Here is a 25,650-nt window from a genome sequence, read left to right on the forward strand (position 1 = left end):
CCCGGCCAACGGCCCCGCCGATCCCGTTCAGTCCGTGGCGACGGCCGGTTCGGCCGGCCTGGCCGTGCCCCGCTGGCGGAACCGCTGGTAATTCCACATGTATTGGGCGGGCGCCAGCGCGATGGCCCGCTCGGTTTCACGATTGATCCGGGCCGCGGCCACTTCCGGGTCGTCGTCCGCGATATCCGCACCCGCCGGCCAGATATGCATGCTGAAACCGCCCTCCGGGCGTCGCAGCATCGCCACGAACAGCACGTCTGCGCTACTGCGTGCGGCGAGCCGCGAGAGCAGGGTCATGGTCAGTGCCGGCTGCCCCATGAACGGGGCATAGACACCCTGGCCGCCATGCGGCTGCTGGTCCGGCAGCACGCCGATCGCCTCGCCTTTGCGCAGGGCGCGGTGGAGCGCACGGACACCGCTGCCATCGGTCGGCACGGGGATCGAGCCGAGGCGTTCCCGGCCGCGGCGGATCGCCCGGTCCAGCGCCTCGATCCGCGGTGGCCGATACAGCACCGTGAGCGGGGCGCAACTGGCGACATACGAGCCCGCGAGTTCCCACGCGCCGATATGCGGGGTGGCGAAGATGATGCCCCGGCCCCCGCGCCGGGCCCGATCGACATGCTCGAGGCCGTGCACCTCGCGCACCAGCCGCAGCACCCGCTGCTGGGAGCGCTGCCAGAACCAGGCCGCCTCGGCAAAGGTACGGCCGGTCTCGATCAGGCTGGCGCGGAGCAGTCGTCGCCGCCACTCGGGGCTCCGATCCGCGTAGCAGCGTTCGATATTCGCCTCGGAGTGGGTGCGGCTGCGATTGGGCAGATGCCAGAGCAGCAGGCCGATGCCGGTCCCCACGGCCCGGTTCAGCCGGAAAGGCAGCGCACCCATACACCACAGCAACGCGCGGGCGAGTTGCGCTTTCATCGATGGCCGCGCCAATGGGGGAGCAGGGGGGACATGGGGCGTTACCGTAGACGCCGGGGCCCCGGACGGCAATATCCGTTCGCGTCCGAATGCGGTGAAGCCGGACAAAAAAAGCCCGGCGATGAGCCGGGCCAGCGCCATCCGATGGCGCGAGGTGAAGCGGTGACGTTGTCCACATGCCGTACTGCCCGTACGTTCCCTCCATGGGGGACATCCCTGTCCCGCGCGATCATCCGCTGATCGGTTCCCTCGGTCGGCCGTCCTGGCCGCGGATTCCTCAACCCTGCGGGTCTGCGTCCCTTCGGGGGCATCCGGCCCCATTTTCTTCGTTTCCTTCGAGTCGTCCGCTGACGGTGTACACGATCCCATGCCCGGCGCTGGGCGTCATGTCCTGATGGACCATAATCCGCCGTCCGCATTGCGGACATCTGTTGTAGGACATGTCCTACAACGCGCAATAGTTGCAAGCGGCCGCTCGTCTGCGGACGATGCCCCGCAGATGCGCTGGTATGCGGGCCAGCGCCGTTCCGGAGGGAGTTCATGATCGGTTTGCTGCAACGGGTTACCGAGGCCTCGGTAACCGTCGGTGAGGCCACGGTCGCGCGTATCGGCACCGGCCTGCTCGTGCTCGTCGGGGTCGAGCGCGGCGATACGGGCGCCCAGGTACAGCGGCTCGCCGAGCGCTTGCTCGGTTATCGGGTATTCCCGGACGACGAAGGCCGCATGAACCTCGGCGTGCGCGACATCGGCGGCGCACTGCTGCTGGTGCCGCAGTTCACCCTGGCCGCCGATACCGCCAAGGGCATGCGGCCGGGATTCGGCGCGGCGGCCGACCCGGACACCGGGGCGGCCCGCTTCGACGAACTGGTCGGCTGCGCGCGTGCCGGCGGCGTGCCTGTGGAGACGGGGGTGTTCGGTGCGCACATGCAGGTGCAACTGATCAACGATGGTCCGGTGACCTTTCATCTGCGGGTGCCGCCCGCCGCGAGTTGAGGCGATCGCTCCGGCGGGCGGCCCCGGGACCGTAGCCGAAGTGGCGCGCGAACGCCTTGGCAAAACCCGATTCCGTTGCGTACCCACTGGTCGTGGCGACGCTCGCGACGGCCTCGCCGCCGCGCAGTCGGCGCAGGGCGATCTGCATGCGCCAGCGGAAGAGCCAGGTCATGGGCGCCACGCCGAGTGTGCGGGTGAAACGCTCGGCGAGTACGGAGCGGGACACCGCGGCGGTCCGGGCCAGCGTATCGAGTGTCCAGTGCTCGGCCGGCCGTGAATGCAGTGCCGCCAGCGCGCGGTGCAGTGCCGGATCGGCCAGTGCAGCCAGCAGCCCGACGGGCTGCTCGGCGGTGGCCAGGTAGTGCCGGACGACGCCGATGAACAACGCGTCGGCGAGGTGGTTGACCATGGCTTCGCCCCCCATGGCTTCCCGTGCCGACTCGTCGATCAACAGATCGACCAGCCTTTGCAGACTGCGGTCATCGCGCATTTCGCCGGCACTGATCACGAGATAGTCCGGCAGGGCGTCGAGAATGGGGTTGTGCATGCCCTCATCGAACGCGAAGTAACCACAAACCAGCCCGGGACCATCGCCCTCGGCGTCCAGAGGCCGGCGCTCCGGTTCACGGTCCGGGCCGATGTCCTGTCCGGGGCCTAGCCGGTGCGGGGCGTCGCGCGGCATCACGAGCAGGTCGCCCGGCCCGAGCTCCAGCGGGGCTTCGCCGTCCATGCGATCGAGCCAGCAGCGCCCGCTGCTCACCAGGTGGAAGCTGGCGTGCTGGCCGCCGGCGTGGGTCAGCGCCCAGTGACCGCAGAAGCGGGACCTTTCGAATACGCTGGCATGCAGATGAAAGGCGTCGAGTACGGGCGTGACGGCATCCATTGGCGATTCCGGACGGTTGGACAGAAAACCGGGTCGAGTGGCCATGGGCCCGGTGCGGCGCTTCCTTCAGTGTGTACGTACCCGCAAACGATGCATACATCCACCTGAAAGGAGGTCTGTCCCATGGCCGAATTTACCCTGCACGATACGACAACCGCACCCGCCGAGGCCCGCGAGCGGCTCGAAAAGGCGCAGCAGGCGATGGGTTTTGTCCCCAACCTGTTTGCCAACATGGCCGAGGCGCCGGCGAGCCTGGAGGCCTATCAGACGCTGGACGGTATCTTCGCCAAAACGTCCCTGTCACCGGTGGAGCGCGAGGTTGTGCTGCTGGCGACCAGCGTCGAGAACCGCTGCCATTTCTGCGTCGCCGCCCATTCCGGGCGCGCCAAACAGGCTGGCATGGACGACGCCGTTCTCAATTCCCTGCGCGCCGGCGACACCCTGCCGGACGCACGCCTCGATGCGCTGGCCACGTTCACGCGAACCGTGGTGCGCGAGCGCGGCTGGGCCGGTGATGCCGCGGTGCAGGCCTTTATCGATGCCGGGTTCACGCAGGGGCAGGTGCTCGAGGTGGTCCTCGGCGTGTCGCTGAAGACCCTGTCGAACTACACCAACCACATCGCCGGCACGCCCCTCAACGCGGAACTCTCGTCGCTGGCGTGGGACGACGCCGCCTGACGCTTCGTCCCCGGTTCGGTACGACTCTGCCTGCGCCCCGGAGTGCCTGTTCCGGGGCGCAGGCGGTGGACAAGTGCATGCCGGCTGTTGCCTTCGGCAAAAGCCGGCCTACGATCCTTGGCCCTTGGCCCTTGGCCCTTGGCCCTTGGCCCTTGGCCCTTGGCCCTTGGCCCTTGGCCCTTGCGCCTGACCGGTGGCCTTTCGTAGCCGTGGGGCAGTATCATTGCGCCCCCTGCTGCCGGAACCGGGTCATGTCCGAACGAATCGCCGAAGTCAGCCGCGACACCCTGGAGACGCGGATCCGCGTGCGTGTCGACCTCGATGGCACGGGGGAGCAGGATCTGCGGATCGGTGTCCCTTTCCTTGAGCACATGCTCGCCCAGATCGCGCGTCATGGGCTGGTCGATTTGACCGTCGAGGCCGAGGGCGATCTGGAGATCGATGCGCACCACACGGTCGAGGACGTCGGCATCGTCATCGGCCAGGCAGTGGCGCAGGCGCTCGGCGAGCGCCGGGGTATCGCTCGTTACGGTCATGCCTACGTGCCACTCGACGAATCGCTCTCCCGGGTGGTACTCGATTTCTCCGGGCGGCCCGGTCTGTTCTTCAACGCGACGTTCCATCGCCCGCGCGTGGGCGATTTCGACGTCGATCTCGTGCGCGAGTTCTTCCAGGGATTCGTCAATCATGCGCGCGCGACGGTGCATGTCGACAATCTGCGCGGCGACAACGTGCACCACATGATCGAGACGATCTTCAAGGCCTTTGGCCGGGCACTGCGCAATGCCGTCGAGCCGGACCCGCGCCTGGGTGACGCGATGCCCTCCACCAAAGGCAGCCTCTGACGCGGTGATGAGTTCCATGCTGGCTGAATCGGTGATGCCACTGCGGGCGGTGCGCTGATATGGGCACGATCGCGGTCGTCGACTATGGCATGGGCAACCTGCGCTCCGTGGCCAAGGCGCTCGAGCATGTCGCCCCGAAAGGCGCGAGCGTGCGCATCACCGATCGCGCGGACGACATCACGGGCGCCGAGCGGGTGGTCTTCCCGGGGCAGGGCGCGGCGCGCGACTGTATGCGCGCGATCGACGCGCACGGTCTGCGCGAACCGCTGCTGGAGGCCGCCCGGAGCCGGCCGTTTTTCGGCATGTGCATGGGCCTTCAGGTGCTGCTCGCGCACAGCGAGGAGAACGGGGGCACGGATTGCCTCGGGCTGTTTCCGGGCAACGTGCGGGCGTTCCCGCGGGACCTGCACGATGGCCACGGGCACCGGCTCAAGATCCCGCACATGGGCTGGAATACCGTGCACCGCACGCGCGCGCATCCACTCTGGAACGGGATCGCGGAGACGGCGTGTTTCTACTTCGTGCACGGCTACCACGCCGCGCCGGAGGAGCCCGATGTCGTCGCGGGTACGACCGACTATGGGCGGCGCTTCTGTTCCGTACTCGCAGACGCCAATCTGTTCGCATGCCAGTTCCACCCCGAGAAGAGTTCGCGGGACGGCCTGCGACTGCTGAAGAATTTCGTTGAATGGTCGCCGTGAAGACACCGTGGCTGTCCGGAGGCAGTGAACGATGCTGATGATCCCCGCGATCGATCTCAAGGAAGGCCGCTGCGTGCGCCTGCGCCAGGGGCGCATGAACGAGGACACCGTGTTCTCCAACGACCCCGTCGCGGTCGCGCGCCGCTGGTATGAGGCGGGGGCGCGCCGCCTGCATCTCGTCGATCTCGACGGCGCATTCGCCGGTTCTCCATGCCACGCGGAAGTGATCTCGGAGATCGCTGCGGCCCTGCCCGAACTGCCGCTGGAGGTGGGGGGCGGTATCCGCGACATGGCGACGATCGAGACCTATCTGGATGCCGGCGTCAGCTGGGCGATCATCGGTACCCAGGCGGTACGCGATCCTGATTTCGTCCGCCAGGCCTGCCAGCGTTTCCCGGGCCATATCATCGTCGGTCTCGATGCGCGCGATGGCCGTGTGGCGGTCGAGGGCTGGGCCGAGGCGTCGAAGCTCGACGCGGTCGACTTCGCCCGGCGTTTCGCCAATGCCGGTGTCAGCGCGATCATCTATACGGACATCGGCCGCGACGGCATGCTCCAGGGTGTGAACGTCGATGCCACCGTCCGCATCGCCCGCGCGGCCGGCGTGCCCGTCATCGCCTCGGGCGGCATGAAAAGCCTCGACGACGTCCGCGCCCTCGCCGAGACCCGCGAACCGGGCATCGCCGGCGCCATACTGGGCCGCTCCATCTACGAAGGCACCATCGACCTCGCGGAGGCCCAACAACTCGCCGATGCCCTGGCGTTGCAGGCCGTTTGATGAAAAGTCGGGAACCACGAATGAACACGAAAGATTTGCCCGGAGCAAATCTTCGCGCCAGCCCCGAAGGGGCGAGGCGCAAGGATGCGCCGAGCAATGGACACGAATGGTTCCCGTGGGTCAGACGGCTTCGGGGAGCTTCGCTGACACCGAGTCCCCGCATCGAGGCCGAATATGAACCACAAAATGGACACAAGATGAACACAAAATGGGCCTTGGCAGCCCCGGTGTTTCGACGGGGCAAGAATTATTTTGTGTCCATTTCGTGTTCATTTTGTGGTTCTAATGAACGGGCTCGGCCCCACAGGCCTATCAGCGAAGCTCCCCGAACAGCTAGGTCCCCACGAGATCCATTCGTGTCCATTCGTGTTCATTCGTGGTTCTTTCCGTGCTCCCCCGGAGGCCCGGAGTAATGGCACTGGCGAAGCGGATTATTCCCTGTATGGATATCGACGCCGGCCGGGTCGTGAAGGGGGTGAAGTTCGAGTCGATCCGGGATGCGGGGGATCCGGTCGAGATCGCGCGGCGCTACGATGCCGCCGGCGCCGATGAGCTGTGTTTCCTCGACATCACCGCCTCGAGCGATGAGCGCGCGACACTGGTGCATGTCGTCGAGCAGGTCGCCGCCGAGGTGTTTATCCCGCTGACCGTCGGTGGCGGCATCCGCAGCGTCGACGACGTTCGTACGATGCTGAACGCCGGGGCCGACAAGGTCTCGATCAATACCGCTGCCGTTCATGAGCCGGAGCTCGTGCGGCGCGCGGCCGAGTGGGTCGGTTCCCAATGCATCGTGGTGGCCATCGACGCCAAGCAGGTTGGCGAGAACCCGGCCCGCTGGGAGGTGTTCACCCATGGCGGTCGGCGCACCACCGGGCTGGATGCGGTCGAGTGGGCGCAGAAGATGGTGGCGCTGGGCGCCGGTGAACTCCTGCTCACCAGCATGGATCGCGACGGGACCAAAGCGGGGTTCGACAATGCACTGACGCGCGCGGTGAGCGATGCCGTGAGTGTCCCCGTGATCGCGTCCGGCGGCGTCGGTACGCTGCAGCACCTCTGCGATGGCGTGACCGAGGGGCACGCGGATGCCGTGCTGGCCGCGAGCATTTTCCATTTCGCCGAATACACCATCGCCGAGGCGAAGGTGGAGATGGCGCGCCAGGGAATCCCCGTCCGACCCGTGCCCGACGCTGTGATAGAGTCGACCCCATGACTGAGGACACGCTGCAGAGGCTCGGGGCGACGCTGGCCGAGCGCAGGAATGCCGATCCCGGCGATTCGTATACGGCGGCACTGGTGCAGGGCGGCACGGAGCGCATCCTGAAGAAGGTTGGCGAAGAGGCCACCGAAGTCGTGATCGCCGGCGGTGGCGATGACGACGCGGCGCTGGTCCACGAAGTGGCCGACCTGTGGTACCACACCCTGGTCCTGCTCGCCGCGCGCGGGCTTGGGCCCGAGGATGTACTGGCAGAACTGGAACGCCGCGCCGGCGTATCCGGTCACACCGAAAAAGCGGCCCGCAAGGGTTGAAGCGCTGGAGCGAAAGTTATGTCTCCGAGTATCTGGCAACTGTTGATCGTGCTGGCCATCGTGCTGGTGCTGTTTGGTGCGAAACGCCTGCGCAGCCTCGGGACCGACCTGGGGGGGGCGGTCAAGGGTTTCAAGCAGTCGATGCGCGACGGTGAGGAAGACGAGCCGAAGGACGAGCACAAGGACGACGGGGAGACCGAGTCGGGACGGCTCGGCAGCAAGGACGACACCTCGGGCGACCATCGCTTCGAGGGCGAGCGTGAAAGCGAAGACGCCGGCTCGCGCAAGTAATCCGCACGGCCGTGACCGGCGTGTCGACGGCCCGGTCGTGGTCCGCCGCCGTTTCACCGATCGTGTCCGCTGCGGGAACATCGGAACGCCGATGATGACTTTGCGATCGTGCCGGTTTACCGCATTCGACCCATACGCCGATCTCCGCGGCCACTGATCCGGGCCTGGTCCGCATACACTCATGTTCGATATCGGTTTCTGGGAAATCCTGCTCATCGGCGTCGTGACGCTGCTGGTGGTCGGCCCGCAGCGCCTGCCGGGCGTGGCCGTATTCGCCGGTCACTGGATCGGTCGAATCCGGCGTTTCGTGCGCAACATGCGCGATGAGATCAACGAAGAACTCGAGACCGAGCACCTCAAGAGCCTGTTGGCCGAACAGAATCGCGAGATCAGCGAACTCCGGAAGGATGTCGACGCGGTGCGCGGAGACACGGAGCGTTCGGTTCGCGAGGCCGGTGAGTCGGTTCGTCAGGCCGAGGATCAGGTGCGCGAGGCGGATCCTTCCAGTGCGGAGGTCGACGGTGGTGCCGCAACCACCGGGGCCGGCGAAGGCTCGGCGGGCAGCGGGTCCGGAGCGCCGGCCGACCGTGATTCCGGAGAGGAAGCCGACACGGATTCATCGACGCGCGCATCCACTCGGGCCGGCAACCAGGACAGGGATGTGACCGACGAGCGCGAAGAGGGGCCGCGATGAGCACGCCGGAGACCGATCGCGGCGAAGAGGCGGACCAGGAGGGCGGCGGATTCCTGTCGCACCTGTTCGAACTGCGCACGCGCCTGCTGCGCGTCGTTCTGTGCGTGGCGGTGATCTTCGGGGTGTTGTTCCCGTTCTCGGACACGCTTTACAACTGGCTCGCCGGCCCGCTGCTCGTGCATATGCCGGAGGGCACGAGCATGATCGCGATCGATGTCGCATCGCCGTTCCTGATCCCGTTCAAACTGACGTTGATGCTGGCGATCTTCCTGTCGGTCCCCTATATCCTGTACGAAATCTGGTGTTTCGTGGCGCCCGGCCTGTACATGAACGAGCGCAAGCTCGCACGGCCGCTGCTGCTCTCCGCCACGCTGCTTTTTTACGCCGGCGTGGCGTTCGCCTACTTCGCCGTGTTCCCCATCGTGTTCGGCTTCTTCACGAGTGTCGCGCCGGCCGGCGTGAACGTGATGACGGATATCGCGCGCTATCTCGATTTCGTGATCACCCTGTTCTTCGCCTTCGGGATCGCGTTCGAGGTCCCGGTGGCGACCATCCTGCTCGTGATGGCGGGCGTTACCACGCCCGAGAGCCTCGCGCAGAAGCGTCCGTATTTCATCGTCATCGCCTTCGTGGTCGGCATGTTCCTGACGCCGCCGGACGTGATCTCGCAGACCCTGCTGGCGCTGCCGATGTGGCTGCTGTTCGAGGTCGGCCTCGCCATGTCGCGGTTGATGCGCCGGCGGCAGGCAGAGATGGCCGCGGGCGACGACGACCCCGAACCCTGAGCCTGTAGCGGAGATCTGCACCATGTATACCGTCGTGCTTTTGCGACACGGAGAGAGTGAATGGAACCGGGAGAACCGGTTCACCGGCTGGGCCGACGTCGATCTGACCGATACGGGGCGGGATGAGGCCCGGCAGGGCGCCGAGGCGCTGCGCGAGGAGGGCTTCGATTTCGATCGCTGTTACACCTCGCTGCTCAAGCGCGCCATCCGCACGCTGTGGATCACCCTCGACGAACTCGATCGCATGTGGCTGCCGGTCCAGCGCCACTGGCGGCTGAACGAGCGCCATTACGGCGCACTGCAGGGCCTCAACAAGGCCGAGACGGCAGCGAAATACGGCGACGACCAGGTCCACACCTGGCGCCGCAGCTACGCCACGCGACCGCCCGAACTCGAGCCCGACGACGAACGCAATCCGGCCCATGACCGTCGCTATCGGGATCTGGCGTCCGACGAGATCCCGTTGACGGAGTGTTTGGCGGATACCGTCGAGCGCTTCATGCCGTACTGGGAACAGGAGATCGCGCCGGTGATCCGGAGCGGTAAGCGCGTGCTGGTCGTGGCCCATGGCAACTCGCTGCGGGCCCTGGTCAAGCACCTCGAGGGCATGGGCGATGAGGAAATAACGGGGGTCAATATCCCGACCGGCATGCCGCTGGTGTATACGCTCGATGCGGACCTGCGCCCGATCGACCGCCGTTACCTCGGCGACCCGGAGGCCGTCGCGAAGGCGATGGAGGCCGTGAGCCGCCAGGGAAAATCGAAGGGTTGACGGTGCGCACGCGCGATCACGCGCCCCGGTCGGCGTAGGCCTCCAGCCCCTCCGCGCTCACGGGCGCGCTGAAATAAAACCCCTGGGCGCCGTCGCAGCGGGCCTCGATAGCCGCCTGATGCTGGCCGTACTGTTCGATGCCCTCGGCGATCACTTCCATGCCCAGGCTGTGGCCAAGATCGGCGAGGGATCCGAGCATGGCCCGGGCGCTGTCGACAGGGCCGGTGCGCGTCAGCTCGTGAGTGAATGTCCGGTCGATTTTCAGCGTGTCGATCGGCAGCGCGCGCAGCTGGGTGAACGAGGAGTAACCACGTCCGAAGTTGTCCAGTGCGATCCGCATTCCCGGGGCGCCCGAGCGCAGGCGCTCCAGTTGTCTGCGTGTGTGGGCGCTGTTGCGCATGACGGCGTGTTCCGTGATCTCGATCTCCAGTGCGGCCGGCGAGACGTCGGCGCGTTCAATCGTGCGGAGCAGCATATCCACGAAGCCGGGGTCGTGCAGTTCCACCGCCGATATGTTCAGCGCGATCCGCCAGTCCCGCCCGAGTGCCCGCCATGCCGCCGCCTGGAGGCCGACCTGATGCAGCACCCACGCGTCGAGGCGCCGGTGCAGGCGCGCCTGTTCGCAGATCCCCATGAAATCGCGCGGGTGCAGCAGCCCGTGGATCGGATGCTCCCAGCGCACGAGTGCCTCGGCGCCGCGCACACGCCCGTCGGCGAGTGACACCCAGGGCTGGTAGCGGATCGCCAGATGGCCCTCATCGAGCGCCGCCCGCAGGTCGTTTTCCAGCCGGAGGCGCTCGGTGACGGCCGTGTTCATGGTCTCGGCGAAGAATCGATAACCGTTCCGGCCGGCGGTCTTGGCCGCGTACATCGCGGTGTCGGCCGCCTGCAGCAGCGCCTCGGGGGCGCTGCCGTCATCGGGAAACAGGGAAATGCCAATACTGGCGCCAGTGGCCAGATCCTGATTGGCGATCCGGGTCGGTGTATCCAGCACCTCCAGGACCTTCTGCGCCACGCGCGCGGCCTGATCCATGCCGGCGCGCGGGAGCACGAGCACGAATTCGTCACCCCCCAGTCGGGCGACCGTGTCGTCCGCCCGCAGGCAGTCCTGCAGGTGGAGCCCGACCGCCTCGAGCAGCTGGTCGCCGGTGGCGTGCCCCAGGCTGTCGTTGATCCGCTTGAATTCGTCGAGATCGAGCATCACCAGCGCGACCTCATCGCCGTGACGTACCGCTCGGGCCAGCGCCTGTTCGATCCGGTCCATCAGCAGGGTGCGGTTCGGCAGGCCGGTCAGGGCATCGTGGTGCGCTTGGTGGCTCAGTCGATTCGCGAGTTGGTCCTGTTCAATCGCGATCGCCGCGAGTTTGATGGCCTCGGCGAGACTGGCACGGGTCCGCTCGTCGTGGGCGGGTGCCCGTTCATGATCGGCAGGACCGTAGATGATGGCACCGAGCAGGCTGCCGTTGGCATCGGTGATCGAGGCGCCGTGCAGCGGGGCTGGACGCGGCGGGTCGTGCCACACGGCGGCGATGCTGTCGGGCAACAGGACATCGGTAGCCCCGGTGATCGCGGAGGCGTCGGCGTTCTCGAACAGCGCGGTGTCGATCGCGGTGTCGTGATCGTCGGGGCCGATCAGGAACCGGCCCGAGCGGACGAGCACGGCCACGCGCAGGCCCTCGCACTGGCGCTCGACCATGGACGCGATTTCGTGGGCGAGTTCGTTGAGCGGCGCTGCGCGGGCGATCCGCTCCAGGACGCGGTACCGGTCCGTGGTTTCGCGTTCGCGCTGATGCCGTTCCGTCAGGTCACGGAACTGCGTCTGTGTCAGCAGGCGCCCGGCGTCATCACGCACCCGAGTGCCGTGCACTTCAACCGGTATGGGGTCCCCACGCGCGCTTGCGAGGGTCGTGATCCGGGGCGTATCGGCTTCAGGGCTGGAATCTCCCGCCATCGGGAAAAACCGGTCCAGGGGCTGGCCCAGCAGCTGGGCGCGCTGATACCCGAGCAGGGATTCCGTACGGCTGTTCACGTCCACGACGGTACCGGAGTGCGCATCGCTGATCACGATCGCCTCGGGGGCGCCCTCGAACAGCGCGCGGTAACGCTCCTCGGCCCGTTTGCGTCCGCTGATGTCGCGGGCCACGGTGAGGATCGCGCGACGCCCCTCGTAGTGGATCGCGCGCGCCTGCGCCTCGATCCAGCAGGTCTCGCCGTCCAGACGCCGCAGTGCATATTCGAGCGGGGAGACCGCTCGTCCCTGCATGACCGCCTCGAGCCGTTCCTGGACGACCGGGTACATTTGCGGATCGACGAAGTCGAGCAGGGAACGGCCGACGAGTTCATCAACGCCGCTGGCGCCGACCAGGCGTATCCCGGCCGTGTTGACGAAGCGGATCCGGGTGTACTCGCTGACAACGACGCCATCCGGCGACAGTTCAACCAGTTCCCCCGTGCCGCTCACGTCCCCCGACGTGATGCGCGATTCCCCCTGCATTCCCTGCCCCCGGTACCGTTCGTGGCCCAGCCCGCCCGCGAACCATAACACGCATGCCGCCGCATTCATGCGCCCGGCATCCGGGGCCGGGGTCGGTCGCCGGGATCGACCGGGAATCGCCCGCCGATCAGCCTTCGGCGCCGCTGCCGTCGGTCCCGTACAACTCGCTTCCCTTGTACAGGTCATGCACATGCCGGAGCAGGACCATGATGACCGCGGCGACCGGCAGCGCCAGCAGGACGCCGACGAAACCGAACAGCTGGCCGCCGGCGAGGACGGCGAAAATCACGGCGACGGGGTGCATCCCGATGCGGTCACCGACCAGCAGTGGCGTGAGGACCATACCCTCGAGCATCTGGCCGACCCCGAAGACGATGGCCACGCCGACCAGGTGCCAGACATCGCCGAACTGGAATACCGCCGCCACCAGCGCGGCGCCGATACCCACGATGGTGCCCAGATACGGCACGATGCTGGCGACACCGGCCACCATGCCGATCAGCAGCGCCAGATCCAGCCCCAGCGCCCATAGACCGATAGCGTAGATCACGCCAAGGCTCAGCATGACCAGCAGCTGGCCGCGCAGAAACGCGCCGAGCACTTCATCGCACTCGCGCGTGAGCCCGCTGGCGACCGGCTCGATGCGCCGCGGTAGCAGATCGCGCACGCGGGCGACCAGCGTGTCCCAGTCCCGCAGGAGGTAGAACGTTACAACCGGGATGAGCGCTGCGGTCGCCACCCAGCCGATCAGGGCCAGCCCGGAACTGGACACGCGCTGCAGGATCAGGGTGGCGATATCACCGGTCTGGCGCCAGTGCGCGGCCAGCTCGGTCCCGATCCGGTCGAGGCGCAGGTGCGCGCTCAGGTCGACCTCGAACTCGCGCTCGACCCATGGGAGCGCGGTGTCCTGCGCCCAGGCGAACATCGCGGGCAGGACTTCGCGCAGGTATTCGATCTGTGTCCCGACCATGGGAACGAGTAACAGCACAATCCCGAGGATGACCAGCAGGAGCACGGTGAACACCACCAGCACGGCCCCCGTGCGCGGGAGGCGGAAGGTCTCCAGTCGGTCGACGAGGGGGTCGCCAAGGTAGGCGAGCAGGGCGGCGGCCAGAAACGGCGTCAGGACCGGCTGCAGCAGCCAGACCAGGAACCCGGCGAACACGATACCGGCGAAAACCATCCAGCGTTCCGAGCTGCTCATGCGGGGCTCCTTCGGTTACGGTGCGGTCCGTGTCGCGCCTGATGCGGCTATAGCAGCGACCGGCGCCCGTGGATCATCGCGGGGCGGTAGCCTAAAATGATACGCGATCCATGCCGGCCACAGGGGATCCACGGAACCGGGTCGCCCCGCGCGCCCGACAGCCTTGCCCGGCTGGTCTCCCGGCCGTCCCCGCGTCCGGGCATTGCAGCGTCGATGCCGGTACGGGTTGGCGGCACCCATTCAACCGCCGGAAGAACATCATGAAGCGATTCGGTATCCGCAAGACGCTCGCGCCGGACCATCCGCGGCGGCAGTCGCATCTACTGGGCGACGACTGGGAGGCCTTCGAGTGGTACGAGGACGAACGCGACCGCGATGCCGCGCTGAAGGAAATGCAGCGCGAGCACCTGTATTCGCGCCGTGGCGACGTGCCGCGCCTCGTACTGGAGCGGGTCGACCGCTGAGGCGGTCGCTGCGGCTTTGATCCGCTGGGCCTTCATCGCCGCCGGCATATCGGGCCTGCTCGCGGTCGCAATCGGGGCCTTTGGCGCCCATGCCCTGCGCGACGCGCTGGGCGCCGATATGCGGGCGGTGTTCGAAACGGCCGGGCACTATCATTTCGTTCACACCCTGGCGTTGCTTCTGGTGGCCATTGCGCCGGCCGCCGGTCTCCCGCGCGCGCCGCTGGTCCTGGCCGGCCTCGCATGGTCGTTCGGCATCGTCGTCTTCAGCGGCTCCCTGTATCTCCTCGCGATCACCGGTATCGGCTGGCTGGGAGCGGTCACGCCGATCGGAGGCGTCGCCTTCCTCCTCGGCTGGGGTGCGGTCATTGTCGGCGGCTGCTATAGGGAGAGCCGATGAACACGAACAATCATGCCGTGCGCGAGAGGCGCGGCACTGCGGCCGGGCTCGCCGGGCGACTGGTGCTTGTGACCGGCGCCGCCCATGGCATCGGGGCGGCGATCGCGACCACCCTGGTCCGTCACGGCATGCACGTGCTCGCCACGGACATCGACCACGTTGGTCTGGAGCGCCTGCATCACGAGGTCTCGAGCGAGGCGCTCGAGGTGCGCGTCATGGACGTCACCGACGCGGCTCAGGTGACACGGACCATCCACGAAGCGGTCGAGCATTTCGGTACGCTGCACGGGCTGGTCAACAACGCAGCGATCGCCAACCCCGAAAATGGCCCCATCGAGGACCTCGACCCCGCCGAATGGGAGCGCCGCCTGCGGACCAATCTCACCGGCGCGTTCCATTGTGTCCGTGCCGCGGTCCCGTATCTGCGGCTGGCCGGCGGCGCCATCATCAACATCGCGTCGACCCGCGCTCATCAGTCCGAAGCCCATACCGAGGCCTATGCGGCCAGCAAGGGTGGACTGGTCGCACTGACGCACGCCCTCGCCGTCAGCCTCGGCCCCGCCATCCGCGTGAATGCCGTCAGTCCCGGCTGGATCGCCCAGCCCCAGGATCGGCTCGATCTGAGCGCAGAAGACCACGACCAGCATCCCGTCGGTCGGGTCGGGCGGCCGGAGGACGTCGCCGAACTCGTCGCCTGGCTCTTGTCGGATGCGGCCGGATTCGTCACCGGGCAGGAATGGACGGTCGACGGGGGCATGACCCGGCGCATGATCTACGCCGAATGAACCGTAACGCCCCGCCAGCGGCGGCCCCTTCGGATGCGGGCGGGCAGGGGCGGGCGGGTCGCGCGGAGACCGCGCTCCTGCGCGCCGTGCTGCACATCCTGTTTGGCGTGTGGGGGCTGAGTGTGCGCGAGGTCGCCCCCATTCTCGGCGGGGTGCCCCTGCGCACGCTGTTTCACTGGCGCGAGCACCCCGAAATCGCCGCCATCGACACCGTGCTGCGCCACCGACTGTCCAGTCTGCTGGCGCTGCACAAGGCGCTGCGCCGGATCCATCCGGATGCGGCCGGACAGCGCGAGTGGCTGCGTGCGCCCGATACCGACGGGCGCACGCCAGTGGAGCTGCTGACCGATGGTCGTACCCGCGACATCCGCTTCCTGCGCGACCGTGCGCGCAGCGGGACGCATGAGGATGAGGGCGCGCGCTAACGCACGCATGGCCCACTGGCGCTTGAGCGGAAGCCCTACCGCTTCGGGGCGGCGCTGCTATGCTTGAAGAAGGCTCCACCGGTGATGGGAAGATGACGTCTGTTCTCCCGGATACGGCGCGGAACCGGGCGTTGCATTCGAGGCACAATCCGTATGTCCGATCCGATTCCCGTGGCAGGGTACGACGCGATCTTTCGAGGGGCATTCGAGGAGAGCGCGGTCGAGTCGGCGATCCTCGATCGGTCGGGCCGCATCGTGGCCGTAAACCGCGCCTGGCGTGAATTCGCCGCGGCCAATGGCGGGGATCCTGCCGGCTATCTCGACTGGAACTATCTCGACGCGTGCCGATGCGATGAGCCCGGGATGGATGTCCTTCGCGAGTCGCTTGGCGGCGTATTCGAGGGTCGCAGCCCCGTGTTCGAGCATGAGTACCCGTGTCCGTCCCCGCGGCGCCACCGCTGGTTCGCCCTGCGCGCCCAGGGGTATCTCAGCGATGGGGCGCCGATGGCGCTGGTTACGCACACCGAGATTTCGCGCCGCTACATCGCCGAGCGCCGGGCGGATCGCGATTCGCTGACGGGGCTGCTCAACCGGCGCGCGTTCGGTGAGCGCCTGCGTCAGGCGCTGGCGCGCGCGGAACGCGGGGAAGGCGTCGGACACCGCGGCGCCGTACTGTTCGTCGATCTCGATGCCTTCAAACGCGTCAACGACACCGCCGGGCACGATACCGGCGACGTCGTGCTGCGCGCCATCGGCGAACGCCTGCGGCGTGAGTTGCGCACCGTTGACGCCGTGGCCCGGATCGGCGGCGACGAGTTCGTGCTGCTGGCCGAGGACTGCGACACCGCCGGTGCCTGGCGCCTGGCCGAACGCGTGCGCCGGATCGTCGCGTGGCCGGTGCGGGCCCGCGGCGAGACCCACCCGGTCACCTGCAGCGTCGGCATCAGCTTCTTCCCCGAAGACGGGTTCACCGCCGCCCGGTTGATCCGCGCGGCGGATCAGGTCATGTACCGGGCCAAACGCGAGGGCGGTCAGCCCATCCGTTCTACCCGGGATTGATCGCCGGGCGTTGCGCCCGCCGCCGGGAAGCGGCACGCTCCCGGCTCCGGCTGCCGGGCCCGTTCCCGGCTGCACTGTTCCCGAACGACTGACCCGAATCCCGTATGGACACCTTTGACACAGTCATCGCCGGTGGCGGTGCAGCGGGCCTGATGTGCGCGATCGAGGCGGGGCGGCGCGGCCGGCGCGTGCTCGTGCTTGAACGCGCGGAGCGCTGCGGCAAGAAAATCCTCATGTCGGGCGGCGGGCGCTGCAACTTCACCAACCTCTATGTCGAGCCGGAACGGTACCTCTCGGCCAATCCGCATTTCCACAAATCCGCACTCGCGCGGTACACCCAGTGGGATTTCATCGCGCTGGTCGAGGCGCACGGTATCGCCTACCACGAAAAGGAACTCGGACAGCTTTTCTGCGATGGGTCCTCGAAGCAGATCGTCGCGATGCTGCTGGACGAGTGCGAGCGGGTTGGCGTGCGTATCGAGGTCCGCAGCGAGGTGGAGCGCATCGAGCGCACGGCCCCGGGCTTCAAGCTCGAAACCACGCTCGGGCCGATGCGCTGCGAATCGCTCGTGATCGCCAGCGGCGGACTCTCCATCCCGAAAATGGGGGCGACCGGTTTCGGCTATCGCATCGCCCGTCGGTTCGGCCATGAGGTCCTGCCGACCCGGGCGGGACTGGTCCCGTTGACCCTCGACAGCGAGACGCTCGCTGCCTTCCGTGAACTCAAGGGCGTCTCTCTGCCCGTGACCGCCGCCTGCGAGCGACGCGGATTCGCTGCGGGCATGCTCTTCACGCACCGCGGGATCAGTGGCCCGGCCATCCTGCAGGTCTCGTCCTACTGGGAGCCCGGTGAAGCGGTCACGGTCGACCTGCTCCCCGGTCTCGACGCACCGGCGTGGTTGCTGGAGATGAAGACCGGGCGCCCGGACAGCGAGCTCCATAACGTGCTCGCCACGCGCCTGCCGAAACGCCTTGCCCAGCGCCTGTGCGACCTCATGTCGCTCGGTGGTCCGGTCCGCCATCTGCGGGACCGCGATCTCAACGCCCTGGGGCAGCGCCTCAACGCGTGGGCTTTCCTGCCCGAAGACACCGAGGGATACCGGACGGCGGAAGTGACGCTCGGCGGTGTGAGTACCGATGAATTGTCGTCGAGCACCATGGAATCGAAGAAGATTCCGGGGCTGTACTTCATCGGCGAAGCGGTGGACGTCACCGGGCACCTCGGCGGCTACAACTTCCAGTGGGCCTGGGCCTCGGGCCATGCGGCGGGACAGGTGGTCTGATAGACGCCTGGTGTCCGGGAGAGGGCATGTGCGCGCCTGCTCCCGCAGTGATCGCCCGATTCTTATTTACAACGTAGCCCCCAAACGGGTGACGACCCGCGTTTGCGGTTTCGCGATCGTTGGGCCCGCGGATTGCTCACCGGTGGACACAGTCCGCCTCGGAGTGATCCCGACTACGACGACGATAATGCCATATGGGGGAACAGCCATGCGCCGCACAATCCCGTTTGCAGCCATCGGACTCCTGATGTCGACTCCAGCCGGAGCGGCTTCGGTGCCTAATACTTTTTCCAGCGGTGACCCGGCCGTCGCCGCGGACGTCAACGCCAACTTCAGTGCGCTGATCAGTGATATCGAGGCCGTGGAGAACTCGGTCCAGAATGCCACCTCGACGGCGTTCAGCAACTACTCAATGGGGCCTTCTGCCAGCGGGGCCCTGGGCGAGCGCAACGTGACCGTTTTGGCCGTGGAAGGGAACAACTGTTATGTGGCCAGGGGGTGGTTCACCAATCCCGGGGACGTCACGGTTGAGACCGCCAGCAGCGGCACTGTAACGCCTGATGAGGTATTCGTATTCCAGTACGTCTGCGGGGATACCAGCGAGGTGACCTACGAGCAGGAATATGTCTATGCCATCCCGTCATCGGGTGGGTTCGACCAGGCCCATGGCGCCGAGATCAACGAGGATGAAGACGGCGACGGGGCATTCGAAACAGAGCAGGCATGGGACTATCGCTCGACGTTCGTGAGCAATCCATTGACGAACGCGCAGCTTGTCAGCAGTAACGAACTCTTCTTCAACGCTTCCGGCGAACTCCAGGCCTCGGGCAACTTCACACGCGTGGTCAGCGAGCTTGGACAACCGCTGACCGTGAACGGCGAGACATTCCAAAACGTCGTGGTCGAGAATTTCCTCGGCTTCGAGCGCTTGCGTTTCAAGGCCGAAGGGATCGGTACGGTCCTCACACTGACCGGAGGCGCCATTAGCGATCCGCTTTTCAATAGCGAGCAAAGTCGTCGCGGGGCCATTTTCTATCGTGTAGACGGCCAGACCAGCGGCGATCTCAGCGGCACGCCCTTCGCGACCAGCGGGCTCCTGATCAACCAGTGGTTCCAGCAGTAAGCGGAATCGCCGGTTATCGGGTTGATCCGCAACACGCGTCTTACGCGAAGGGGGAATCATGGATATCAGAAAACTACCGATGGCTGCGGCCATCGCGTTCCTGCTGACCGCCTGTGGCGGCGGTGGCAGCGGCGGTGGCAGTGGCGGTTCGGGCGATGGTGGTGACGATAACGGTGGTGACGACACGTCGACCACATCGGTGTCGGGCGCCTCCACCAAGGGACCGCTGCAGAACGCCGAGGTCGAGGTGTTCGCACTGGACCCGTCCGCCGCCGATGGCAAGGGTGAGGCCCTTGCACAGGGCGAAACCAATGACCAGGCCCAGGTGACCGGGCTGGAATTGGCGGATGACACGACCGGGCAGTTGCTGATCGAGTTCCGCGCCGTTGACGAGACCACCGACCTCACGACGGGTGAAGCGCCGATCATCGGCCGGTTGACCACCGTTCGCTCGGCCGAATCGGTGATCGAGGACAGCGAGCGCGTGTTCGCCACGCCGCTGACGAGCATGGCCGTCCGGATCGCATTGGCCAATATCGATACCGCCGACTTCGGTGGGAATGATGACGGCACCATCACCGATGCGGAGGTCGACAACGCCTTGTCCGCGGCCCAGCGACGAGTGCGGAGCATGTTCGGTTTCGGTCTGCTCGACGGTGTCGATCTGTTTACGACACCACCGCTGTTGCTGGCGGGAGAGACCGACGATCGGCAGGACGTTGTCGCGAAGTACCGGACCGCCGTCGAAGGTGTCGGAGCCCTGTCGCAGCGGATCGCCGAAGACATCGACGAGGCGAACGGTGAGGATGAGGGCACCACATCCGCGGATGCCGCCTTCGAGGCACTGGCGGACGATGCCAGTGATGGCGCGGTGGACGGCAATAATGCCAGCGGCGATTCGATCGATACCTACGGCACCGCCGGTGCGGCGGCCACCTCGAGTACGGTCGAAAACACGGATCCGCAGACCCTGCCGATCCCGAACGACCCTGATGGGCGCACCGTCGCCGATACCAAAGATATCGTTCGTGAAGAAAAGGACGCTACCGGTAACGACTCCGCCGACGATTCGAGCGTCGACGAGACCGACACCACAACCGAGCCCGGGGATTCAGTGTCGGATATCGATGGCGACGGTACGCCCGATTCGAGTGACGACGATATCGATGGTGACGGCGTCGACAACGATCAAGACGCCTTCCCACTCGATCCTGACGAGACCCTCGATACCGATGGCGATGGCATCGGCAACAATGCCGATCGTGACGACGACGGCGATGGGGTGCTCGATACGACCGAGATGGTGGACGATGGCAGTGGAACGCTGGTGGATGTCGATACCGACAATGATGGGAAGGTTGATCGTCTGGATCTCGACTCCGATGACGACGGTATCCCGGACGCTGAAGAGGCCGTGGACGTCAACGACGACGGTTTCCGGGAGGATATCGACACCGATGGCAATGGTACGCCCAACCGTCGCGATGCCGATTCCGACGGCGATGGCGTCGACGACAGTGTTGAAGGCACCGAAGATACCAACAACAGTGGTATTCCCGACTTCCGTGACCCGGAAAACGATACCGACGGTGACGGTGTAAGCAACATCGAAGAGACCGAAGACCTCGGTACGGACCCACAGGATCCGGACACTGACGGGGACGGCGTCGATGACGGAGAGGATGACTTCCCGACCGATCCCGATGCCGACACGGCCGCAGTCTGGGACGACTTCAACTGGGGCGATGCAGTCTGGCAGTGATGCCAGGCTGTAGCCGAGTCCGTCTCGGGAGTGTCGGGGGCGGGAGCAGGGACGCTCCCGTCCAGTCTTTGATTTTCTTGAAGCCGGTCGTACCCTGCACGGGTGACTGCTGTCCCCATAAGCAATGGGGTGCGGGGGGAGGATGCCTGACGGCGACCCTGATCGCGGTTTCCTTGCCGAAGCTGTCGGCAATATCTATGACGCGGCGATCGATCCCGCTACGTGGGAAGTGTTTCTCGAACATCTGGCCTGCCGACTGGATGCCGAATCCGCCTCGTTGCGCGTGATCGACGAAGAGGAATCGTCTGTTCGCGCCAGTGTGGATTACAATCTGGAATCCGGGTTTCGTGACGCCTATCGCAGTTATTACGTCAGTACTGATGTCTATCTCGAGGCGTTTCGGAGTTGCCGGCAAAGCTATGTCGCGACCGGTGAGCAGATCCTCAATGGTCGTGACATCCGCGATACCGAATTCTTCACGGGTTACCTCCAGCCGAGAGAATCCTGGTTTATGTGTGGTGGTGTGGTCGTTCGCGACGACCCGCTGATCATCTTGATAAGCCTGGAAAGGTCACCATCGGCGGGCCCTTTCTCGGACGCGGATGCGAGTCTGCTTCGACTCCTTGTTCCCCATATACGGCGTGCGACCCGGATAGGGCATATGCTCACGGCCCGCGAACAGCAGGCGACTGTTGCGGGCAAGGCACTTGAATCGCTATCCGTCGGTATCGTTTTGCTTGATGACAGCTACGCTATACGGCATGCGAACAGAAGGGCGGAGCGCATGCTTGACCGGAATAGCGGGATCAAGCGGGTGAACGGGCGACTTACGGCTTCCAATCCCGCGGATGCCGTTCATCTGCGCGATCTGCTTGCGGCCATGAGTATCTATGGCCGCGAAAGGCAATGGTCGGACCCGGATGCAATACTCCTGTCTGCCGTGAAGGGTGAGCCGCAGTGGTTACTGGTCGCCCGTCCGGTATTGTCGCGCCAGCCGCACGTTCTGACGTGCTCCTCCCCAATAACGTCAGCCGTATTTATCAGCAGTCTCGCCGATGCGGGATTCCTCGATCGCGACGTGCTGATGACACTCTACGCGCTCACCGAGACGGAGGCGTGGCTGGCATGTGAGCTTGCATGCGGTCAGGATCTGAATGGTCTTTCGAACGCCTGGGGAATTTCGCGCGAAACCCTGCGGACACATCTCAAACGCGTACTTTCCAAAACCAACACGCGAAAACAGGTCGATCTCGTGCGCCTGCTCACGGGGAAACCATGGAACCTGGGATGCGGCGCGGATGGAAGAGGCGAGCTGCAGGAAGAGAGGCAGGATCAGGGCAATTGGGATTGAACGCCCGCAGCTGCGGCGCGCCCCGACGACGCCAAGCCTCGGGTTATCCGGACGGGTGGCCGGCCTGATCTTCTGCCGGATGCGCGTGTGTTCACCACCTCATGATCATGCCCCCCGGGTGTCGTTCGCGTGGATGGTCTGGGATAGGACGAGCAAGGGTGACGGCCTTGATCGGGTGGATGAACTTTTGCCAGCCGGAATCCGATCTGATGTAATCTGTTCGCTACACTGAACGGTGCGTGGCCTGCTCAAGCCGGCATCCGTGTATGGATAGGCAGGGATGCGGACGACCACCGTAAATCAACATGCCGACCCCGTGTTCATACAGATGCCCGGGTGCCGTCACGCACTGGATGCCGTATGAGAACCCTGTTTTCGTGGACCGATTGCGGGTCGTTCTTCGCGAGGCTCGTACCTCGGGGCGCCGCCGCCAAACGCCGCATCCATCGCAATCCGGGCTAGGCGATGGCCAAAGCGAACGGGCAGCCGCGCAGCGCGGTGATGATTGCCGCTGAGGTACGCGCGGGTACGCTACGGCCCTCGGCACTGGTCAAACGCGCGCTTGCCCGCATGACCGAGATCGCCGGGCTCAATGCCTTTGTGCTCGTGGATCACGAAGGCGCCCGCTCTGCCGGGGTCGATTCGGATGCCCGTGCGGCGGCGGGTCATGCCGGCCCCCTCGAAGGTGTCCCCATCGCGATCAAGGACTTCACCCCGACCCGCGGGCACCTGACCACGCGGGGGTCCTGGAGCACGGGCGATCACGTTCCCGATGCCGACCCGGTCATCGTCCGGCGTCTGAAGGCGGCGGGCGCGGTCATCATCGGTAAAACGACCACACCCGAGTTCGCTTACTCCAGTTACACGCACAGTCCGCGCTGGGGCGTCACGCGCAATCCGCATGATCCGCAGCGCACGCCGGGCGGCTCCTCCGGCGGCTCCGCCTGCGCCGTCGCCACCGGTTGCGTGCCGCTGGCGGAGGGGACGGATATGGGCGGTTCCGTGCGGATTCCCGCGGCGCTGTCCGGCGTAGTCGGGTTGAAACCGAGCCTGGGCCGGATCCCGATGGACATCCTCCCGACCGTGTTCGACAACATCTCGCATTTCGGGCCGCTGGCCAGCTGTGTCGATGATGCCGCGTTGTTCCTCTCGGTCACCCAGGGCCCCGACGACGCCGACATCCAGTCGCAGCCGCATCCCGAGCCGATAGAAGTCCCCGTTCAGCCCGCCGTCGAAGGACTGCGCTTCGCCCTGTCGACCGATCTCGGCTACTACGCCGTCGATCCCGAAGTCGCCGCGCGCGTCGAGGCGGCCGCGGAAGCCCTCGAGCGGCGCGGTGCGCATGTCGAGCGCGTCGACCCGCCCTGGTCGCGGAAGATCAACGACACTTGGCTGGAGATCTGGGGCGTCACGCTCGCCGCCGCCTGGGGGGAAAGTCTGCCCGCGTTTCGTGACCGGATGGACCCCAATGTGGTCGCCTTGATCGAAGGCGCGCGCGACATGCGCGCCATCGACTTCAAGCGGATCGAGAACTACCGCACCCAGCTCTGGCGCGAACTGCGCGCGATCCTCGCTGGACATGATGCGTTGCTCACGCCCACCTGCGCGAACGTCGCCCCCGGCCTCGACACCGCCGACAAGGATTTCGAAGTCGATCTCCCCGATGGCCGCTTCGCCGGCCTGGACATGTGCTGCCCGTTCAATCTCGTTCCGCAGTGTCCGGCGATCTCCGTCCCGATCGGGACTGCGCACGGCCTGCCGGTGGGGCTGCAGATCGTCGGCCAGCGTTTCGCCGACCAGCAGGTGCTGCAGATCGCAAAGGCCGTCGAGCTGGACCACGGCCCGGCCGTGCTCGACGCCGGCAACCCGGTGCTCAGCCGCACGTACTGACGTCTCGGTCGTCCGTCTCCGTCTCCAAACCCGGGTGCCCCGGCAGCCCCGAGTGTGTCGCTCCGTGGTGCTATGGCGTGGATCGCTGCTCCGGCGTTAGGCTCGCCGTGACACTTCCCTGAGTCGAGTGGAAATGGGGATTGCGATGACACGAAGCGTGAGGATTCTCTCCGTGGCGGTCCTGGCGATCCTGTTGGGCGCCTGCGCCGCCGTGAAATCCGGCAAGAGCCCGATTCCCGAGGTCGAGGGCAAGACCGTTCACACCCAACTGAATTTCTGGGTCCTGGAGGGCGAGCACGAGACCACGAACTATCACATGGGCTCGATGATACCGGTGAACGCCGAAGTCCGGATCGTCGATACGACCGGGACCACGATCACTGGCGAGGTCGTCGACAACGGGCGGCGGTTCGCGATCATCAATGTCGCTGAATACAGCAAAGAAGATATCGAGGGCATCTATAACCGGTATTTCGACGGCAGCCCCCGGGATCTCGGCCGCTTCCGCGCCGCCGAACAAGAGGCGATCAAGGCCGGTGAAATCGAGAAGGGGATGAGCAAGGACGCGGTACTCGTCGCCCGCGGGTACCCGCCGGCGCACCGCACGGCGTCCACCGAGATGAACAGCTGGCGTTACTGGAAGGGTCGGCACAACACCATGGTGGTCCGCTTCGAGAACGGTCGGGTCGCATCGATCACGGAGTGAATGGCGGGGATCCGTCAGCGGATCCAGGCGTGGAACAGGGTGGCCGGGCCCCCGGCCACCCTGCTATCGCAGGAACTTCCACAGGCCGCGTTTCAGGACCGATCCGCCGACCCGGCGAGCCACCTGACGTCCGGCGCCGCCCTTGCGGAACTGCTTGCCCGCCGCCCGGCCGAGCCGATAGAACATCCGGTGACGGGCCCGCGCCTTCTCGGGATCTTCGTCAGCCATGGTCCCTGTCGCCCGCTACCGTCTCCACGTACTCCTCCTCAGGTTCCATGGATTCTCCCTCGGCGTGCGACGCATCGGCCGTCGTGGTCTCCGGTTCTTCGGCACCCGGTTCCGTGTCCGCGTCGCGCGCCGCCGGCGCCGCTGCGGCCGGATCGAGCCGGTAGGAAGCCTCCCGGCCCTCGGCATCCTCGCACTCGACATCCGTCGGTCCGAGCAGATACTTCGCCAGCGTCGCCAACTGCCGGTGCAGCCAGTTCACACGACGTGCATCCACACTGGGCGACTCGAACCGGATCGTCGCCCGCGCGACGCCATTCTCATCCGCCGCCGAGCGGCTGACGGCCTCACGGCCGAACCCGTCCTCGATCACCATCAGGATCGCATCCACGGCGGGGTTGTCCTGCTCGAACCGGATCTCGACGCTGAGCCGGAACTGTTCACGGTTTGCCACGCATGCGCCTCCGAAATCGCGATGTACAGACTGTACCGTAACCGGGCCGGCAGCGTCCCGTCCTGGAATGGCCGACCCGATCCGGTACTATGGGCCGCCGGACCGCCGCCGCCCGATGACGCGCGCGGCGTGCGCCCGGATACTGGGCGGTATCGCCGGCCCG

At 66.2% G+C, this 25,650-nt stretch carries 27 protein-coding genes and 1 pseudogene; 22 read left to right on the forward strand and 6 right to left on the reverse strand.

Annotated features, from left to right (window positions below):
• Positions 1-27: 27 nt before the first annotated feature.
• Positions 28-918: a lysophospholipid acyltransferase family protein gene (locus tag A0W70_RS11595; RefSeq protein ID WP_070989298.1), complete on the reverse strand. Its 891-nt coding sequence runs from the start codon at positions 916-918 to the stop codon at positions 28-30.
• 540 nt (positions 919-1,458) lie between these two features.
• Between A0W70_RS11595 and dtd the strand changes: the two genes are divergently transcribed.
• Positions 1,459-1,911, forward strand: coding sequence for a D-aminoacyl-tRNA deacylase (gene dtd, locus A0W70_RS11600; protein WP_070989299.1), 453 nt, complete (start codon positions 1,459-1,461; stop codon positions 1,909-1,911).
• Here dtd and A0W70_RS11605 read toward each other — a convergent pair.
• Positions 1,859-2,794 carry an AraC family transcriptional regulator gene (locus A0W70_RS11605; RefSeq protein WP_175443111.1) on the reverse strand — a complete coding sequence of 312 codons (936 nt, stop codon included), beginning with the start codon at positions 2,792-2,794 and terminating at the stop codon, positions 1,859-1,861. The two genes, dtd and A0W70_RS11605, sit on opposite strands and share 53 nt — an antisense overlap.
• Positions 2,795-2,917: 123 nt before the next feature.
• Between A0W70_RS11605 and A0W70_RS11610 the strand changes: the two genes are divergently transcribed.
• From A0W70_RS11610 to gpmA, 10 genes and pseudogenes are all read left to right on the forward strand, one after another.
• Entirely contained in the window at positions 2,918-3,472 is a 555-nt protein-coding gene (locus A0W70_RS11610) for a carboxymuconolactone decarboxylase family protein (RefSeq protein WP_070989301.1), read from the forward strand.
• Between the two features lie 251 nt (positions 3,473-3,723).
• Positions 3,724-4,317 (forward strand): imidazoleglycerol-phosphate dehydratase HisB, encoded by a 594-nt coding sequence (gene hisB, locus A0W70_RS11615; protein ID WP_070989302.1) that lies wholly within the window; start codon positions 3,724-3,726, stop codon positions 4,315-4,317.
• A 59-nt stretch (positions 4,318-4,376) separates the two neighbouring features.
• Complete coding sequence (gene hisH, locus A0W70_RS11620) at positions 4,377-5,018, forward strand: imidazole glycerol phosphate synthase subunit HisH (RefSeq protein WP_070989303.1); 642 nt, start codon at positions 4,377-4,379, stop codon at positions 5,016-5,018.
• 31 nt (positions 5,019-5,049) lie between these two features.
• Positions 5,050-5,796: a 1-(5-phosphoribosyl)-5-[(5-phosphoribosylamino)methylideneamino]imidazole-4-carboxamide isomerase gene (gene hisA / locus A0W70_RS11625; protein WP_070989304.1), complete on the forward strand. Its 747-nt coding sequence runs from the start codon at positions 5,050-5,052 to the stop codon at positions 5,794-5,796.
• Between the two features lie 412 nt (positions 5,797-6,208).
• Positions 6,209-7,006, forward strand: coding sequence for an imidazole glycerol phosphate synthase subunit HisF (gene hisF, locus A0W70_RS11630; protein WP_070989305.1), 798 nt, complete (start codon positions 6,209-6,211; stop codon positions 7,004-7,006).
• Positions 7,003-7,323 (forward strand): phosphoribosyl-ATP diphosphatase, encoded by a 321-nt coding sequence (locus A0W70_RS11635; RefSeq protein ID WP_070989306.1) that lies wholly within the window; start codon positions 7,003-7,005, stop codon positions 7,321-7,323. Before hisF ends, A0W70_RS11635 begins: the two co-directional genes overlap by 4 nt.
• Positions 7,324-7,341: 18 nt before the next feature.
• Entirely contained in the window at positions 7,342-7,614 is a 273-nt protein-coding gene (locus A0W70_RS11640) for a Sec-independent protein translocase subunit TatA (RefSeq protein ID WP_070989307.1), read from the forward strand.
• Between the two features lie 181 nt (positions 7,615-7,795).
• Positions 7,796-8,308: a Sec-independent protein translocase protein TatB gene (tatB, locus tag A0W70_RS11645; RefSeq protein WP_070989308.1), complete on the forward strand. Its 513-nt coding sequence runs from the start codon at positions 7,796-7,798 to the stop codon at positions 8,306-8,308.
• Positions 8,305-9,087 (forward strand): annotated as a pseudogene (gene tatC, locus A0W70_RS11650) (twin-arginine translocase subunit TatC); the annotation flags it as partial. The gene tatB and the pseudogene tatC, both read left to right, overlap by 4 nt.
• 28 nt (positions 9,088-9,115) lie before the next feature.
• Positions 9,116-9,865 (forward strand): 2,3-diphosphoglycerate-dependent phosphoglycerate mutase, encoded by a 750-nt coding sequence (gene gpmA, locus A0W70_RS11655; protein ID WP_070989309.1) that lies wholly within the window; start codon positions 9,116-9,118, stop codon positions 9,863-9,865.
• A gap of 16 nt (positions 9,866-9,881) precedes the next feature.
• Here gpmA and A0W70_RS11660 read toward each other — a convergent pair whose 3' ends face one another.
• Positions 9,882-12,428 (reverse strand): sensor domain-containing protein, encoded by a 2,547-nt coding sequence (locus A0W70_RS11660; protein WP_070989310.1) that lies wholly within the window; start codon positions 12,426-12,428, stop codon positions 9,882-9,884.
• A gap of 58 nt (positions 12,429-12,486) precedes the next feature.
• Positions 12,487-13,563: an AI-2E family transporter gene (locus A0W70_RS11665; RefSeq protein WP_070989311.1), complete on the reverse strand. Its 1,077-nt coding sequence runs from the start codon at positions 13,561-13,563 to the stop codon at positions 12,487-12,489.
• 260 nt (positions 13,564-13,823) lie between these two features.
• Between A0W70_RS11665 and A0W70_RS11670 the strand changes: the two genes are divergently transcribed.
• The 11 genes from A0W70_RS11670 to A0W70_RS11720 all read left to right on the forward strand — a co-directional run bounded on the left by A0W70_RS11670 (position 13,824) and on the right by A0W70_RS11720 (position 24,808).
• Positions 13,824-14,027, forward strand: coding sequence for a hypothetical protein (locus A0W70_RS11670; RefSeq protein ID WP_070989312.1), 204 nt, complete (start codon positions 13,824-13,826; stop codon positions 14,025-14,027).
• Positions 14,028-14,043: 16 nt separating this feature from the next.
• A complete protein-coding gene (locus A0W70_RS11675; protein WP_070989313.1) occupies positions 14,044-14,424 on the forward strand; it encodes a DUF423 domain-containing protein in 381 nt (126 codons plus the stop codon).
• The gene (locus A0W70_RS11680; protein ID WP_070989314.1) at positions 14,421-15,209 is read left to right on the forward strand and encodes an SDR family oxidoreductase; all 789 of its coding nucleotides are present in this window, start codon (positions 14,421-14,423) and stop codon (positions 15,207-15,209) included. The genes A0W70_RS11675 and A0W70_RS11680 overlap by 4 nt, the downstream gene beginning before the upstream one ends.
• Complete coding sequence (locus tag A0W70_RS11685; protein ID WP_070989315.1) at positions 15,206-15,634, forward strand: hypothetical protein; 429 nt, start codon at positions 15,206-15,208, stop codon at positions 15,632-15,634. Before A0W70_RS11680 ends, A0W70_RS11685 begins: the two co-directional genes overlap by 4 nt.
• A 153-nt stretch (positions 15,635-15,787) precedes the next feature.
• Positions 15,788-16,693 (forward strand): GGDEF domain-containing protein, encoded by a 906-nt coding sequence (locus tag A0W70_RS11690; RefSeq protein WP_070989316.1) that lies wholly within the window; start codon positions 15,788-15,790, stop codon positions 16,691-16,693.
• Positions 16,694-16,797: 104 nt separating this feature from the next.
• The gene (locus A0W70_RS11695) at positions 16,798-17,976 is read left to right on the forward strand and encodes a BaiN/RdsA family NAD(P)/FAD-dependent oxidoreductase (RefSeq protein ID WP_070989317.1); all 1,179 of its coding nucleotides are present in this window, start codon (positions 16,798-16,800) and stop codon (positions 17,974-17,976) included.
• Between the two features lie 208 nt (positions 17,977-18,184).
• Positions 18,185-19,099 (forward strand): hypothetical protein, encoded by a 915-nt coding sequence (locus A0W70_RS11700; RefSeq protein ID WP_070989318.1) that lies wholly within the window; start codon positions 18,185-18,187, stop codon positions 19,097-19,099.
• Between the two features lie 58 nt (positions 19,100-19,157).
• Positions 19,158-20,861 (forward strand): hypothetical protein, encoded by a 1,704-nt coding sequence (locus A0W70_RS11705; protein WP_139150847.1) that lies wholly within the window; start codon positions 19,158-19,160, stop codon positions 20,859-20,861.
• A 142-nt stretch (positions 20,862-21,003) separates the two neighbouring features.
• Complete coding sequence (locus tag A0W70_RS11710; RefSeq protein ID WP_070989320.1) at positions 21,004-22,212, forward strand: helix-turn-helix transcriptional regulator; 1,209 nt, start codon at positions 21,004-21,006, stop codon at positions 22,210-22,212.
• A 465-nt stretch (positions 22,213-22,677) separates the two neighbouring features.
• The gene (locus A0W70_RS11715) at positions 22,678-24,102 is read left to right on the forward strand and encodes an amidase (RefSeq protein WP_070989321.1); all 1,425 of its coding nucleotides are present in this window, start codon (positions 22,678-22,680) and stop codon (positions 24,100-24,102) included.
• Positions 24,103-24,247: 145 nt separating this feature from the next.
• Positions 24,248-24,808 carry a hypothetical protein gene (locus A0W70_RS11720; RefSeq protein WP_139150848.1) on the forward strand — a complete coding sequence of 187 codons (561 nt, stop codon included), beginning with the start codon at positions 24,248-24,250 and terminating at the stop codon, positions 24,806-24,808.
• A gap of 63 nt (positions 24,809-24,871) precedes the next feature.
• Here the strand turns inward: A0W70_RS11720 and A0W70_RS17015 are convergent, their stop codons facing one another.
• Positions 24,872-25,036 carry a hypothetical protein gene (locus tag A0W70_RS17015; RefSeq protein WP_175443112.1) on the reverse strand — a complete coding sequence of 55 codons (165 nt, stop codon included), beginning with the start codon at positions 25,034-25,036 and terminating at the stop codon, positions 24,872-24,874.
• The gene (locus A0W70_RS11725) at positions 25,029-25,487 is read right to left on the reverse strand and encodes a hypothetical protein (protein WP_070989323.1); all 459 of its coding nucleotides are present in this window, start codon (positions 25,485-25,487) and stop codon (positions 25,029-25,031) included. The genes A0W70_RS17015 and A0W70_RS11725 overlap by 8 nt, the downstream gene beginning before the upstream one ends.
• Positions 25,488-25,650: the final 163 nt, after the last annotated feature.

The sequence above is a fragment of the Halofilum ochraceum genome, assembly GCF_001614315.2.
Classification (GTDB): Bacteria; Pseudomonadota; Gammaproteobacteria; order XJ16; family Halofilaceae; genus Halofilum; species Halofilum ochraceum.

Bases quoted from the DNA above. Each gene is read 5' to 3' on its own strand.
- A0W70_RS11595 (WP_070989298.1), bottom strand. From the start codon at position 918: ATGAAAGCGCAACTCGCCCGCGCGTTGCTGTGGTGTATGGGTGCGCTG.
- dtd (WP_070989299.1), top strand. From the start codon at position 1,459: ATGATCGGTTTGCTGCAACGGGTTACCGAGGCCTCGGTAACCGTCGGT.
- A0W70_RS11605 (WP_175443111.1), bottom strand. From the start codon at position 2,794: ATGGATGCCGTCACGCCCGTACTCGACGCCTTTCATCTGCATGCCAGC.
- A0W70_RS11610 (WP_070989301.1), top strand. From the start codon at position 2,918: ATGGCCGAATTTACCCTGCACGATACGACAACCGCACCCGCCGAGGCC.
- hisB (WP_070989302.1), top strand. From the start codon at position 3,724: ATGTCCGAACGAATCGCCGAAGTCAGCCGCGACACCCTGGAGACGCGG.
- hisH (WP_070989303.1), top strand. From the start codon at position 4,377: ATGGGCACGATCGCGGTCGTCGACTATGGCATGGGCAACCTGCGCTCC.
- hisA (WP_070989304.1), top strand. From the start codon at position 5,050: ATGCTGATGATCCCCGCGATCGATCTCAAGGAAGGCCGCTGCGTGCGC.
- hisF (WP_070989305.1), top strand. From the start codon at position 6,209: ATGGCACTGGCGAAGCGGATTATTCCCTGTATGGATATCGACGCCGGC.
- A0W70_RS11635 (WP_070989306.1), top strand. From the start codon at position 7,003: ATGACTGAGGACACGCTGCAGAGGCTCGGGGCGACGCTGGCCGAGCGC.
- A0W70_RS11640 (WP_070989307.1), top strand. From the start codon at position 7,342: ATGTCTCCGAGTATCTGGCAACTGTTGATCGTGCTGGCCATCGTGCTG.
- tatB (WP_070989308.1), top strand. From the start codon at position 7,796: ATGTTCGATATCGGTTTCTGGGAAATCCTGCTCATCGGCGTCGTGACG.
- gpmA (WP_070989309.1), top strand. From the start codon at position 9,116: ATGTATACCGTCGTGCTTTTGCGACACGGAGAGAGTGAATGGAACCGG.
- A0W70_RS11660 (WP_070989310.1), bottom strand. From the start codon at position 12,428: ATGAATGCGGCGGCATGCGTGTTATGGTTCGCGGGCGGGCTGGGCCAC.
- A0W70_RS11665 (WP_070989311.1), bottom strand. From the start codon at position 13,563: ATGAGCAGCTCGGAACGCTGGATGGTTTTCGCCGGTATCGTGTTCGCC.
- A0W70_RS11670 (WP_070989312.1), top strand. From the start codon at position 13,824: ATGAAGCGATTCGGTATCCGCAAGACGCTCGCGCCGGACCATCCGCGG.
- A0W70_RS11680 (WP_070989314.1), top strand. From the start codon at position 14,421: ATGAACACGAACAATCATGCCGTGCGCGAGAGGCGCGGCACTGCGGCC.
- A0W70_RS11685 (WP_070989315.1), top strand. From the start codon at position 15,206: ATGAACCGTAACGCCCCGCCAGCGGCGGCCCCTTCGGATGCGGGCGGG.
- A0W70_RS11690 (WP_070989316.1), top strand. From the start codon at position 15,788: ATGTCCGATCCGATTCCCGTGGCAGGGTACGACGCGATCTTTCGAGGG.
- A0W70_RS11695 (WP_070989317.1), top strand. From the start codon at position 16,798: ATGGACACCTTTGACACAGTCATCGCCGGTGGCGGTGCAGCGGGCCTG.
- A0W70_RS11700 (WP_070989318.1), top strand. From the start codon at position 18,185: ATGCGCCGCACAATCCCGTTTGCAGCCATCGGACTCCTGATGTCGACT.
- A0W70_RS11705 (WP_139150847.1), top strand. From the start codon at position 19,158: ATGGATATCAGAAAACTACCGATGGCTGCGGCCATCGCGTTCCTGCTG.
- A0W70_RS11710 (WP_070989320.1), top strand. From the start codon at position 21,004: ATGCCTGACGGCGACCCTGATCGCGGTTTCCTTGCCGAAGCTGTCGGC.
- A0W70_RS11715 (WP_070989321.1), top strand. From the start codon at position 22,678: ATGGCCAAAGCGAACGGGCAGCCGCGCAGCGCGGTGATGATTGCCGCT.
- A0W70_RS11720 (WP_139150848.1), top strand. From the start codon at position 24,248: ATGACACGAAGCGTGAGGATTCTCTCCGTGGCGGTCCTGGCGATCCTG.
- A0W70_RS17015 (WP_175443112.1), bottom strand. From the start codon at position 25,036: ATGGCTGACGAAGATCCCGAGAAGGCGCGGGCCCGTCACCGGATGTTC.